General features: G+C 60.2%; 10 protein-coding genes. 4 read left to right on the forward strand and 6 right to left on the reverse strand.

Annotated features, from left to right (window positions below; translation table 11 throughout):
• Positions 1-132: 132 nt before the first annotated feature.
• Positions 133-366 (forward strand): hypothetical protein, encoded by a 234-nt coding sequence (locus AACY52_RS17005; protein ID WP_010212068.1) that lies wholly within the window; start codon positions 133-135, stop codon positions 364-366.
• Positions 367-555: 189 nt separating this feature from the next.
• On the opposite strand, the gene sulA is transcribed toward AACY52_RS17005, so the two are convergent.
• Together sulA and lexA are read right to left on the reverse strand one after the other, a co-directional pair.
• Positions 556-1,029, reverse strand: coding sequence for an SOS-induced cell division inhibitor SulA (sulA, locus tag AACY52_RS17010; protein WP_339414869.1), 474 nt, complete (start codon positions 1,027-1,029; stop codon positions 556-558).
• 10 nt (positions 1,030-1,039) lie between these two features.
• Complete coding sequence (gene lexA, locus AACY52_RS17015) at positions 1,040-1,648, reverse strand: transcriptional repressor LexA (RefSeq protein ID WP_003172575.1); 609 nt, start codon at positions 1,646-1,648, stop codon at positions 1,040-1,042.
• Between the two features lie 263 nt (positions 1,649-1,911).
• Between lexA and AACY52_RS17020 the strand changes: the two genes are divergently transcribed.
• Together AACY52_RS17020 and nagZ are read left to right on the forward strand one after the other, a co-directional pair.
• Positions 1,912-2,619, forward strand: coding sequence for a TetR family transcriptional regulator (locus tag AACY52_RS17020; protein WP_339414868.1), 708 nt, complete (start codon positions 1,912-1,914; stop codon positions 2,617-2,619).
• A 156-nt stretch (positions 2,620-2,775) separates the two neighbouring features.
• Positions 2,776-3,774, forward strand: coding sequence for a beta-N-acetylhexosaminidase (gene nagZ, locus AACY52_RS17025; RefSeq protein WP_339438739.1), 999 nt, complete (start codon positions 2,776-2,778; stop codon positions 3,772-3,774).
• Between the two features lie 94 nt (positions 3,775-3,868).
• Here nagZ and AACY52_RS17030 read toward each other — a convergent pair whose 3' ends face one another.
• The 3 genes from AACY52_RS17030 to mfd are packed head-to-tail and all read right to left on the reverse strand — an operon-like array spanning position 3,869 to position 10,596.
• A complete protein-coding gene (locus tag AACY52_RS17030; protein WP_339414867.1) occupies positions 3,869-6,559 on the reverse strand; it encodes a DEAD/DEAH box helicase in 2,691 nt (896 codons plus the stop codon).
• 9 nt (positions 6,560-6,568) lie between these two features.
• Positions 6,569-7,135 (reverse strand): CsiV family protein, encoded by a 567-nt coding sequence (locus AACY52_RS17035; RefSeq protein WP_339414866.1) that lies wholly within the window; start codon positions 7,133-7,135, stop codon positions 6,569-6,571.
• An 11-nt stretch (positions 7,136-7,146) separates the two neighbouring features.
• On the reverse strand, positions 7,147-10,596 hold the full coding sequence (gene mfd, locus AACY52_RS17040) for a transcription-repair coupling factor (protein ID WP_339414865.1): 3,450 nt from the start codon (positions 10,594-10,596) through the stop codon (positions 7,147-7,149).
• Positions 10,597-10,936: 340 nt separating this feature from the next.
• Between mfd and AACY52_RS17045 the strand changes: the two genes are divergently transcribed.
• The gene (locus AACY52_RS17045; protein ID WP_339414864.1) at positions 10,937-12,400 is read left to right on the forward strand and encodes a glyceraldehyde-3-phosphate dehydrogenase; all 1,464 of its coding nucleotides are present in this window, start codon (positions 10,937-10,939) and stop codon (positions 12,398-12,400) included.
• Between the two features lie 206 nt (positions 12,401-12,606).
• Here AACY52_RS17045 and AACY52_RS17050 read toward each other — a convergent pair whose 3' ends face one another.
• A complete protein-coding gene (locus tag AACY52_RS17050; protein WP_339414863.1) occupies positions 12,607-13,140 on the reverse strand; it encodes a chalcone isomerase family protein in 534 nt (177 codons plus the stop codon).
• Positions 13,141-13,285: the final 145 nt, after the last annotated feature.

A 13,285-nucleotide genomic window follows, 5' to 3' on the forward strand; every position in this document is an offset into this window, starting at 1 on the left:
ACTGCCGCTCCCACATTCGAATCGAGTCAGCTCTGCACCGTTCATCAAGCCGTAAAGAAACCTGTCCAGATCGTCAGCGGGGTTGGGTGGATGACTGATATAATTCCCGTCTTTCGTGGAGAACAGACTTTTATGCCGACGTCCTTTCTGGAAATTGTTGAGTTGCCTGACGGCCGAATCGAGCTGCGCCGGGCTGAGGACGAAGGTTCTCTGGTTATTCTGGATTTTTCCGAGGACGCCAAGGTGTTCCTGCAGGGCCAGCACGTGGAAGTGGCTAAAGCCATGTTGAGCGTGGGTGTACAGATGGCAGGTCGCTTGGCTGAAGGCGAACCGGAGAAAGAAGATGGGCCGCGGGTGCTTCACTGAGTCCCGGCGTTGTAGTGAGCGAGCTTGCTCACGCAGGGCTGCGAAGCGGTCCAAAAACCGACCACCGTAGAATATCTGATATATCGCATCAATCTATTCAGGGCCGCTTCGCAGCCCATCGCGGGCGGTGCGACGATTTGACAAGCCCGCTCACTACACACGCCCTTCTATCAAAGGGCTGCGCGACATTTATCCCAATCGAATATTCAAGCTCTGCGCATCGCCAACGCGTGCCGCACTGATCAACTGTTGCTTGGCGGTAGCGTTCAACGGATTCAACCAGCTCACCACCGTATGGCTACGGCCCAGGCGCAAGGCTTCGCAGGTCAACTGCTGGGCACTTTGCGCACCGCGCGGTTGCAGTAACAGGATGCGCTCGCGGTTGAGGCCGGCGTCCCGCAACCAGGTCTGGGTCAGGCTGGCCGGCGGAGCGATCAGCGTCAGCCAGCGGGCGTCCTGCTCTTCGCTCAATTCGCGCAGGATCGGCGCCAGCAGGCTCAGGCAACTCCCCGCCGCACCGCGCAACGACAATTCACTGAACGCCTCAGGCTCGGCGCTCCAAGGCGCCTCGACCGTTTCCTTGAGGATGGGCGCAAGGGGTTGGGCCATGAAGGCCTCGAACAGCGACAGTTGTGTGTGTTGTGGGGTATGGGTGAGCTGCATGATGCCTCCTTTAGCGGCGAATGACGCCGACGCTCAAGCCTTCAATCACCAGGTCCTGATCTTTCAGGTTCACTTCAATCGGGGCGAACTCAGGGTTCTCGGCCAGGAGCCAGACCTTGCTGCCTTCGCGCTTGAAGCGTTTGACGGTGACTTCATCGCCGATACGGGCGACGACGATCTGGCCATTACGGGCTTCGCGGGTGGTGTGAACGGCCAGCAGGTCGCCGTCGAAGATGCCCACGTCCTTCATGCTCATGCCATGGACCCGCAACAAGTAATCGGCGCGAGGATGGAAGAAGGTCGGGTTGATGTTGCAAGATTCCTCGACGTGCTGCTGCGCCAGGATTGGCGCGCCGGCGGCGACGCGACCGATGATCGGCAGGGTCGATTCGTCGGCCTTGGCTTCGAAGCCAGGGATGCGAATACCGCGTGATGCACCTGGGGTCATCTCGATCGCGCCTTTGCGAGCGAGGGCCTTAAGGTGTTCTTCGGCGGCGTTGGGGGACTTGAACCCCAGTTCCAGCGCAATTTCCGCTCGCGTCGGCGGGTAGCCGTTGTCATCGAGGCAGCGCTTGATAAAAGCCAGAATCTCAGCTTGGCGTGGCGTCAGTTTTAGCATGTTGATCGCTCTGTCTTTTTATACAGTGACTGGGATTATATACAGTGGACTGCGCTTGGCAATCATCCTTTTCTACCACTCCGCTGGACGGTCATCGGGCATGCTTCCCACAAGGCAGAGATAGCGCTGCCTACAGACCGTTAGGGATGTGATTAAATAGCGATGAACTACATGACTGCCCGGCCGGAAAGCGAACCCGCAGGCTTGACAAGACACAGTCTGAAACGTATGTTTCAAACAAGTGTTTGTCAGGCGGAGTAGCCATGGCCCAGTCGGAAACCGTTGAACGCATTCTCGATGCTGCCGAGCAATTGTTCGCGGAAAAAGGATTTGCTGAAACTTCATTGCGGCTGATCACCAGCAAGGCTGGGGTCAACCTTGCTGCAGTGAACTACCATTTCGGCTCGAAAAAGGCCCTGATCCAGGCGGTGTTCTCGCGCTTTCTGGGGCCGTTCTGCGCCAGCCTCGACCGTGAGTTGGAGCGCCGCCAGGCCAAGGCTGATCACAAGCCTACCCTCGAAGACCTGCTGGAAATCCTGGTTGAACAAGCCCTGGTGGTTCAACCGCGCAGCGGCAACGACCTGTCGATCTTCATGCGGCTGCTGGGCCTGGCGTTCAGCCAGAGCCAGGGTCACTTGCGACGTTATCTGGAAGACATGTACGGCAAGGTATTTCGTCGCTATATGTTGCTGGTCAACGAAGCCGCCCCGCGCATTCCGCCCATCGAACTGTTCTGGCGCGTGCACTTCATGCTCGGTGCCGCAGCGTTCAGCATGTCCGGGATCAAGGCATTGCGGGCTATTGCCGAGACCGATTTCGGCGTCAACACCTCCATCGAACAGGTCATGCGCCTCATGGTGCCATTCCTCGCCGCCGGCATGCGTGCCGAAACCGGCGTGGCCGACCCGACCATGGCCGCCGCCCAATTGCGTCCGCGCAGTAAAACCACGCCGGCTGTCGCCAAGGTTTGACCGCCCCGGGTGTGCGAGGCCACTTGCATCCGCTAAGCTAGCCGCCATGCCGATTTCAGCTATTTATTCGCAACCCGTTGTGCTCACCGCGCCATTCGCGCCGCGTGAGGGCAACGGGTTGCGTGCGTTATTTAAGGAAGGTTTATGACTGCTGCCCTGCAAGGTTCTTTGATGGTCGACGTTGCCGGTACCTGGCTGACGGCCGAGGACCGCCATCTGCTGCGCCAGCCTGAAGTGGGCGGCCTGATCATTTTCGCACGCAATATCGAGCACCCGCGCCAGGTGCGTGAATTGAGCGCGGCAATTCGTGCCGTACGCCCGGATCTGCTGCTGGCTGTCGATCAGGAGGGCGGTCGTGTACAGCGCCTGCGCCAGGGGTTTGTGCGCCTGCCGGCCATGCGTGCGCTGGCGGATAACCCGAATGCCGAGTACTTGGCCGAGCAGTGCGGTTGGGTCATGGCGACTGAAGTACTGGCCGTGGGCCTCGACCTGAGCTTCGCCCCGGTGCTCGACCTGGACTATCAACGCAGCGCAGTCGTCGGCACCCGTTCCTTCGAAGGCGACCCCGAGCGCGCCGCCGTGCTGGCCGGTGCCTTTATCCGTGGCATGAACAGCGCCGGCATGGCTGCTACAGGCAAACACTTCCCGGGCCACGGTTGGGCTGAGGCTGATTCCCACGTGGCGATTCCCAATGACGAACGTAGCCTGGAAGAGATTCGCACGAATGACCTGGTGCCGTTCGCGCGCCTGAGCAAGCAGTTGGCGGCGGTGATGCCGGCGCATGTTATTTACCCGCAGGTTGACGCTCAGCCAGCTGGCTTTTCGCGTCGATGGTTGCAGGATATTTTGCGCGGCGAATTGCAGTTTGATGGGGTGATTTTCAGCGATGACCTGTCGATGGCCGGTGCACATGTGGTCGGTGACGCGGCCAGCCGGATTGAAGCCGCGTTGACGGCTGGTTGTGATATGGGGCTGGTGTGCAATGATCGGGCGGCGGCTGAGTTGGCACTGACGGCCGCTCAGCGGATGAAGGTCACCCCATCGGCGCGCATTGCGCGGATGCGGGGGCAGGCGATTGCTTCGACGGATTACAAGCAGGATCCGCGGTGGTTGGCGGCGCTTACCGCGTTGCGGGATGCTCAGTTGATCGGCTGAGAACCGCGTCGTGGCTATCGCAGGCAAGCCAGCTCCCACATGGGATTGCATTCCAAAGGTGGGAGCTGGCTTGCCTGCGATAGCGGTCTAACCGTCAACGCTTCTCTTGCTTGTGGGGCAACGGCGCAAACAACGCTTCAATATCCTCATTGCCCAACTGCCAATCCCCGGTCGTGCGCCCATCCAGCACACCCGCCGCCAAGTCTGACTTTTCCTTCTGCAGGTGCTGGATTTTTTCCTCCACCGTACCCCGCGCAATCATCTTGTAGACGAACACCGGCTTTTCCTGCCCGATCCGGTACGCCCTGTCAGTCGCCTGATTCTCCGTAGCGGGGTTCCACCAAGGGTCGTAATGGATCACCGTGTCGGCTTCGGTCAGGTTCAGGCCTACACCGCCGGCCTTCAGGCTGATCAGAAAAACCTGCAGCTTGCCACTCTGAAAGTCCTTCACCGGCGTACGCCGATCGCGGGTCTGGCCGGTCAATAGCGCGTAGGCCACGCCACGCTTTTTAAGCTCCACTTCGATCAGGCTCAACATCGAGGTGAACTGGGAGAACAGCAGAATTCGCCGTCCTTCGGCAAACAGTTCTTCGAGCATGTGCATCAAGCTATCGAGCTTTCCCGAGCTACTGCCCCTTGCGGGCAGGGCGGCGTCGTTGACCAAGCGTAAATCGCAGCACACCTGACGCAACTTCAACAGCGCTTCAAGAATGATGATCTGGCTGCGCGCCACGCCCTTGCGGGTAATCTCGTCTCGCACCTTCTTGTCCATGGCCAGGCGCATGGTTTCGTACACATCGCGCTGCGCCTCGTTGAGGTCGACCCAGTGGATGATCTCGGTCTTGGGCGGCAACTCTGTAGCGACCTGTTCCTTGGTGCGTCGCAGCAAGAAGGGTTTGATCCGACCGTTCAGGTGCTGCAATCGCACATCGCTGGCGCGCTTTTCGATGGGCACGCGGTAATCGCGGTTGAAACTTTTTACTTCGCCCAGCCAGCCCGGCAACAGGAAGTGGAACAGCGACCACAGTTCACCCAAGTGGTTTTCCAGCGGCGTACCACTCAGGCACAAGCGCTGCCGCGCATTCAGCTCGCGCGCCGCCTGGGCGGCTTTGCTATTAGGGTTCTTGATGTACTGCGCTTCATCGAGGATCAGTACATGCAGGGGCAGGGCGGCGAGCTGTTCGATGTCCTTGGGCAGCAGCGCGTAGGTGGTCAGCAGCAGGTCATAGTCCTGCAGGTTGGCGAAGTGTTTCTTGCGCGTTGCGCCATACAACGCCAATACCTTGAGCTGTGGCGTGAAGTGCGCTGCTTCATCAAGCCAGTTGGGAATCAGGCTGGTGGGCATCACGACCATGCACGGCCGGTCCAGGCGCCCGGCGGCTTTCTCAGTGAGAATATGCGCCAGGGTCTGCAGGGTTTTGCCCAGGCCCATGTCATCCGCAAGTATCCCGCCAACGTCCAGCTGACGCAGCGACTGCATCCAACTCAAGCCTTCCAGTTGATACGGGCGCAAGGTCGCGTTCAGCCCTTCGGGCGCCACGCTGGTGAAATCCTTGATATCCCGCAGGCGTTGGGCGAAGTTGCGGATCTTCTCGCCACCTTCCCATTGCAGCGGCAGGTCTTCCAGCGGGTTCAGGCGAATCGCATCAGCCTTGGCCAGGCGCAGCGTGGTGCTGCCGGCTTCTTGCAGGTAGAACTCGCCGAGGGTGGCCAGCACGGGTTTTAGCCGGCCGTAAGGCAAGGCCACTTGCAGCGGACCATGGCCATTGGGCAAGCCGGGAATGTTCACCAGGATCAGCTCATCATCGCGGCGTCGCGCGAGTTTTTCCGGATTCAGGATCTCGGTGTGTGAGCGCATCAGGTTCAGCAGGATCGGCAGCAGGCTCAGCCGTTCGCCATTGACGATAATCCCCAGCTCCAGGTCGAACCAGTCACGTTCCGGCCCTTCATCGACGGTGGCGTACCAGTCATCGACGGCGCTCAGATCGAACCCGAAATCTTCTTCGATCTGCAACTCCCAACCCTCGGCCCGCAAGGTCGGCGAGGCATTGAGGGTAAAGTTCAGCCAGGCGCTGTCATTGACCAGCTCGAACAGCTCGCCGGCGCTTTCCGGCAGGGCTTTGCTCTGACGCGTGGCGATCTTGAAACCGAGCAACCGAAGTTGCTCGCGATAGGGTTGCTCCAGCTCGGGATGCCGCTTGATGCGCAGGCTCTGGGTGTCCTGGCGCACGATGATGTCGGCGTTTTTCTGCCCGCTGACGTAATTGCCCAAGTAGTTGAAGGACAGTGCCGCGCGGTGCTGGATGTAGCGCTGCATCTTGCCGTTGCGCGGTTCAAATGCACTGAACTCGACACTGGCCAACCACAAACGCGGTACGGGCAGCACGTCTTCCATCACCACCTGCGGCAACGCCACGCGGTTTTCCAGCACGGCCTGGAGTTTTTCCAGCAACTCGGCATCCTGTGCGGCGGCCGGGTAGGCCAGGGTTTCCTGGACTTTAAGCAGCACCGCCGCGATGTGTTTGCAGTTGGTGTGCACCGGGCAGGTACAGCGGCTGTCCACCAGTATCAGCGTGCCTTTGGCCGATTCGCGCAGCGAGATGGTTTGCCGATAAACGTTGCTGCCCGAGCCTTCGCAGCTGGCGATGATGGTGCTGTCGCCGGACTCAACGATGCGCACCCGGTTCTCCAAGGCATAACGTCGCCCGCGCTCCAGGCTCTGCTCTTTGAAGCGATTGGCCCACGAAGGGGCCAGGGGTTTGGTCAGCGACGACGTCAGGGCCATGGCGCTGGATCAGTCCTGAATGTCAGGCGGTGGCGCGCTGGGTGGCTTGGCGGTGAGCGAGGTGATCTTGATCAGAAGCGCCAGGTGGCCGCCATCCAGGTAGTTGAGTTGGTTGTTCTTGGTGCGCACGTCGGTCTGGCTCAAGTGTTCGCTGGCGATCACACTGCCGTTGCTGTCGAACTGGTTGATCCAGAAGTTCGTATCGATATCGGTAAATCGGCCCAGTTGCAGGCTCAATACGCCTTCGATAGGAAACTGACCAAACTGCTCCTGGCCGTCGGAGATGGCGACGTTGACCGGCTGCTCCCCCAGGTTCTGTTCCCACGCCTTGTGTAGCAGCACCGTGTAGGAGGAGTCGGCGCGCAGCTTATCGACAATGTTGGACAAGCGCGGCGGGCTCAGTTTATCGCCCAGGCGGGCCGCCCCGGCATCCCAGTTTTCCGGGGCGGCGCGGCTGTTGAGCGGCGGCTCTGCGTTCTGGCGCACCAGGATCATTTCCACCAGGTACGGGCTATCGGCAAACGCCGCAGGTGCCACTGCCACCAACAACAAGCTCAAAATGCGGAACAGGCGCATTGGGGCGTCCTTCAAGCAGATTTCGGGATGAGGCGCTCGAACAACGCCTCCAGTGTATTAAAGCGTTCTTCAGCGCGTTCCATCGGCACCATGAACTTGAACAGCGTAGCCCCTTCGAACTTGTAGCGGTTCGGCTGGCCCTGGATCAGCTTGATCAGCACCAATGGGTCCACCGGGGTCTGTGCTTCAAATTCGATGCGCCCTCCCTGCGGCCCGGCGTCGACTTTCTTGATGCCCAACTGCTCGGCCTGCAATTTGAGCAAGGTCAGGCGCACCAGGTTCTTGGTCGGTTCCGGCAGCAGGCCGAAGCGGTCGATCATCTCCACCTGCAGGTCCTTGAGGCCTTCTTCGTCGGTGGCCGAGGCGATGCGTTTGTACAGGATCAACCGCGCATGCACGTCCGGCAGGTAGTCTTCGGGAATCAACGCCGGCAAGCGCAGGTTGATTTCCGGACCGCCGCCCAAGGGTTGATCGAGGTTCGGTTGCTCGCCTTTGCGGATGGCTTTCACCGCGCGTTCAAGCATCTCCATATACAGGGTGAAACCCACCGCCTGGATCTGCCCGCTCTGGCCGTCGCCCAGCAGCTCGCCGGCGCCACGGATTTCCAGGTCGTTGGTGGCCAGTACAAAACCGGCGCCCAGGTCCTGAGTGTTGGCGATGGCTTCCAGGCGCTTTTCCGCGTCGGAAGTGATTTGCTGGCGCGGCGGCGTGAGCAAATAGGCATACGCCTGGTGGTGACTGCGACCCACCCGGCCGCGCAGCTGGTGCAGCTGCGCCAGGCCGAATTTGTCGGCGCGCTCGATGATGATGGTGTTAGCGCTCGGCACGTCGATACCGGTCTCGATGATGGTCGAGGCGATCAGCACGTTGAAGCGCTTGTGGTAGAAGTCGCTCATCACCTGTTCGAGTTCGCGTTCGCGCATCTGCCCGTGGCCGATGGCGATGCGCGCTTCCGGTACCAATTCGGCGAGGTCGGCAGCACATTTCTCGATGGTCTTCACATCGTTGTGCAAGTAGTAAACCTGCCCGCCGCGCAGCAATTCCCGTAGCAGCGCTTCCTTGACCGTGCTTTTGTTCTGCTCCATCACAAAGGTGCGTACCGACAAGCGCCGCGCCGGTGGCGTGGCGATGATCGACAGGTCGCGCATGCCCGACACCGCCATGTTCAGCGTGCGCGGAATCGGCGTGGCGGTGAGGGTGAGGATGTCGACTTCGCTGCGCAGCGCCTTGAGTTGTTCCTTCTGACGCACCCCAAAACGGTGTTCTTCGTCGATGATCACCAGGCCGAGGTTCTTGATCTTCACATCGTCCGACAACAGCTTGTGGGTGCCGATCACGATGTCGATCTTGCCTTCCGCCAGGTCAGCGATGGCGGCGTTCACTTCCTTGGCCGACTTGAAGCGGCTCATCACTTCCACGGTCACCGGCCAGTCGGCAAAGCGATCGCGGAAGCTGTTGTAGTGCTGCTGGGCGAGCAGGGTGGTCGGCACCAGGATCGCTACCTGGCGGCCGCCGTGCACGGCGATGAAGGCGGCGCGCATCGCCACTTCGGTCTTGCCGAAGCCCACGTCGCCACACACCAGGCGGTCCATCGGCTTGGGCGCGAGCATGTCGGCGCGCACCGCTTCGATGGTGGTTTGCTGGTCCGGGGTTTCTTCGAAAGCAAAGCCGGCGCTGAAGGTGGCGTAGTCGGCTTTCGGGTCGGCGAACGCGTAACCTTCGCGCGCTGCGCGGCGGGCATAGATGTCGAGCAGTTCGGCGGCGACGTCGCGGACTTGTTCGGCGGCCTTGCGCTTGGCCTTCTGCCAGGTCTCGGAACCCAGGCGATGCAACGGCGCCAGGGCGTCGTCGCTGCCGGTGTAGCGGGCGATCAGGTGCAGGCTGGCCACCGGCACGTAGAGCTTGGCGCCCTCGGCGTATTCCATGGTGAGGAATTCGGCGGCCTGGTTGTCGATTTCCAGGGTTTGCAGGCCGAGGTAGCGGCCAACGCCGTGGTCGATATGCACCACCGGCGCGCCTTCGCGCAGCTCGGTGAGGTTTTTGATCACCGCGTCGTTGTTGGCGTCGGCGCGTTTTTCGCGGCGTCGACGTTGCATCACGCGCTGGCCGAACAGCGGGCTCTCGGCGATCAGCGCCAAGGCCGGGTCGTCCAGCAACAGGCCTTCGTCCAGCGGTGCGATGGTGATCGCCAGGCGTTCTTTGCTTTTTACAAAGTCCGGCCAGCTGTCGACGGTTTTCGGTCGCAGCTTCAGGCGTTCCAGCAGCTCCAGCAGGACTTCTCGACGCCCGGCGGACTCAGCGGTAAACAGCACTCGGCCAGGGAAGTCGCCCAGGAAGTTGGACAGCGCTTCCAGCGGTTGTGTGGCTTTAGCCTGGATCGCCAGATCCGGCAGTGTCCCCGCCGGGAAGCGCTCGCGGCCACTACCCGCGTCCACATCTTGTTGGCTGGCAACTACGCGTGGCCAGTTTTTCAAGCGCGCGAAGCAATCTTCTACCGGCAGGAACAGCTCGGCGGGCGGCAATAAAGGCCGGGACGGATCAACGCGGCGCTCTTCATAGCGGTTACGCACGTCGTTCCAGAAGTTTTCTGCCGCCTGCTCGATACCCGGCAGCGAGAATACTTGCGTGTCCTGGGGCAAGTAATCGAACAAGGTAGACGTTTCGTCGAAGAACAGCGGCAGGTAGTACTCGATCCCCGCAGGTGTAATCCCGCTGCTCAAGTCCTGAAAGATCGGGCAACGACGGAAGTCGACGTCGAAACGCTCACGGAAGCGCGCCTTGAAGCGCGTGACCGCGTCTTTTTGCAGCGGGAATTCCCGGGCCGGCAGCAGCTTGATCGAGTCGACTTTGTCGATGGAACGCTGGTTTTCCGGATCGAAGGTGCGCAGGGTCTCGATTTCGTCATCGAACAGGTCGATGCGATAGGGCAGTTTACTGCCCATCGGGAACAGGTCGATCAGCGCACCGCGCACCGCAAATTCACCGTGCTCGTACACCGTGTCGACGCAGCGGTAGCCGCTGGCCTCCAGGCGCGTGCGCATCTGTTCCACATCGAGCTTCTGGCCGATATCCAGGACCAGGCTGCTGCCCAGCAGGAACTTGGTCGGTGCCAGGCGATGCAGTGCCGTGGTGATCGGCACCACCAGCACACCGTGGGCCAGTTCCGGCAAGCGGTACAGGCTGGCGATGCGCTGCGAGATGATGTCCTGATGCGGCGAGAACAGGTCGTAGGGCAGGGTTTCCCAATCGGGAAAATGCAGCACCGGCAAATCAGGGGCGAAGAAGCTCAGCTCCTGCTCCAACCGTTCGGCACTTTGGCTGTCGGCGGTGAGCAGCAGGGTAAAGCGCTTGGCTGCGCTGGCAGCCTCGGCGATGGCCAGGCTAAGGGCGGCACCGGGCAGGTTGCCCCAGTGCTGTTTACCTGCCGCGGCAGGGAGAAGCGGTAGACGCAGAACGGGCACGGAAGGTTGAGCTCCAAGCGTTGCGACAAAGTCGGTAATTGTAACGGCCAGAGGTGCCGCCTGTCAGTTTCTGACTGAGCCTATTACGGTTTGTAGGAAATGTAGTGGCTAAGACAAATAATGGCGTGTTTTGACTCAATATGTAGTGCCGAAATACGCGATTGTTTTGGAGGGTTACGGACAAGTCGGCGTTGTTGCCCAAAGAGAGGTCTTCTGTAACCCGCGTATTTACTGGGCTCCAGCGGGGTGGCTTTTTTGCGCAAAGCTTTTTTGTTGTAGGACGCGCATTGCTCCAAGGGCAGTCGGGCGGCATAATGTAGCCCCTTTTTTCAGCCCCTACATGTGGAAGGTTCCCGTGACTCAGAAGCCCGACCAGTGTCTTGGTGAATGGATCGACCGTGAAGCACTCGCAGAAGCGATGATCCCGCTTATCGGTCAGCTGTACCGCAATAACAATGTGGTGAGCTCGATCTATGGCCGCAGCCTGATCAACCAGTCTGTCATCGCGATTCTCAAAGCTCACCGCTTTGCGCGTCACCGTTCCGCCGACGACAGCGAACTCTCCGTCCACGAAACATTCCCACTGCTCAAAGCCATGAGCGAGCTCAAGCTCGGCGCGGCTTCGGTAGACCTGGGCAAGCTGGCCTATAAATTCCGCAAAGAAGGCGCAGGCCGCAGCGCCGAGCAGTTCGTGCGTGAAGAAATGGCCGATGTGGTTGGCCAGCAGAGCGCCGCAGCCCGCAAAGGCACCGACGTTGTGCTGTACGGCTTTGGTCGTATCGGCCGCCTGTTGGCGCGCATCCTGATCGAAAAAACCGGTGGTGGCGACGGCCTGCGCCTGCGGGCCATCGTGGTGCGCAAAGGCGCCGAGAACGACCTGACCAAACGCGCCAGCCTGCTGCGCCGCGATTCGGTACACGGTTCGTTCAACGGCACCATCACCATCGACGAAGAAAACAACACCATCACCGCCAACGGTAACCTGATCCAGGTGATCTACGCGAAGAACCCGTCCGAGGTGGATTACACCCAGTACGGCATCAAGGACGCTCTTCTGGTGGACAACACCGGCGTATGGCGTGACGCCGAAGGCCTGGGCCAGCACCTGGCCTGCCCAGGTATCGACCGCGTTGTCCTGACCGCGCCTGGCAAGGGCAAGCTGAAGAACATCGTGCACGGCATCAACCACGCTGAAATCACGGCTGACGACAAGATCGTGTCCGCCGCTTCCTGCACCACCAACGCCATCGTGCCGGTGCTGAAGGCGGTGAATGACAAGTTCGGTATCGTCAATGGCCACGTTGAGACGGTTCACTCGTACACCAACGACCAGAACCTGATCGACAACTTCCACAAGGGCGATCGCCGTGGCCGCAGCGCCGCGTTGAACATGGTGATCACCGAGACCGGTGCTGCCACTGCTGCTGCCAAGGCCCTGCCTGAGCTGGCCGGCAAGCTGACCGGTAACGCGATCCGTGTGCCGACGCCGAACGTGTCGATGGCGATTCTCAATCTGAACCTTGAGAAAGCCGCTACCCGTGAAGAGATGAACGAGTACCTGCGCTACATGGCGCTGCACTCCGACCTGCACAAGCAAATCGACTACGTCAACTCGCAGGAAGTGGTCTCCACTGACTTCGTTGGCTCGCGCCACGCCGGAGTGGTGGACGCTGAGGCGACCATTACCCAGGACAACCGCGTTGTACTGTATGTCTGGTACGACAACGAGTTCGGTTACAGCTGCCAAGTGGTTCGCGTGATGGAAGACATGGCTGGGGTCAACCCGCCTGCGTTTCCACGCTAAGCATTAGCGGTAAGTGAAAAAGCCCCGACTGGTTCGGGGCTTTTTCATGGCTGGGGGTTTTGTGTTGTCTGTGGGGCCGCTTCGTAGGCAAGCCAGGTCCCGCATTTGGACCGTGTACTCCCTGAAAAAACGCGGTCAAAATGTGGGCGCGGCGGTGCGGCGATTCGACTTGCTCGCGAAGGCGGCAGTTCAGTCGGCGCAAATCCTCAATTCAGCAATTTGTTGCGCAACTCCTCGGACAACCCCTTGGGCGCCAACCAGATCCCCAGGTAGGCCCTCGCCAGCGCGTCATCGCGACTGCTGAACAGCACTTGCCCATTGATCTCTAGGTTCAAGCCACGCCCTGGTCGATAATCCAGGGCATATCGATCACCGGCTTGAATGTCACGAAAGCGGGCATGCAGTTTTTCCAGCTCAGGCTTCAAGCTCGCGCTTGCTTGTTGGCGTTCCAGGGTCGTATTGGCCGCCTTGATCACGTCATTGCGGTCGATGTCGCGAAAGTAATACAGCGTCAGGCGCAGCGCCTTTTTCTGCTCCCAGGCCTGTTTGGCGCTCAATTCCGAAGGGGTATACAGCGCGGCCGCGTACACGTCGGCCCAGAGGTAGGTGAGCACAGCCTGGTTTTTCAGGGGCAGTTCCTGTGACTGTGCCGGGAAGTTGGCCTGCTTTAGCCGTTCCGCCTCATTGGCGTGTGCTGTGATCGACAGCATCAGTAATAAACAGAAAACTATATGCCGCATAATGGCCCGTCCCGAAAAGATGCGTGACTACAGGGTAATTCATTTTCCGGCAGCGGCAGGGTTCAGGGATAATCTGCGCTGTGTAGTAAAGGCAATACTGGCCTACGACGCGACCAAGGGTTAATGTGCGCGGCGTTACGCCTTA

It is taken from the genome of Pseudomonas sp. EA_65y_Pfl1_P113 (assembly GCF_963970525.1).
Taxonomy (GTDB): domain Bacteria; phylum Pseudomonadota; class Gammaproteobacteria; order Pseudomonadales; family Pseudomonadaceae; genus Aquipseudomonas; species Aquipseudomonas tritici.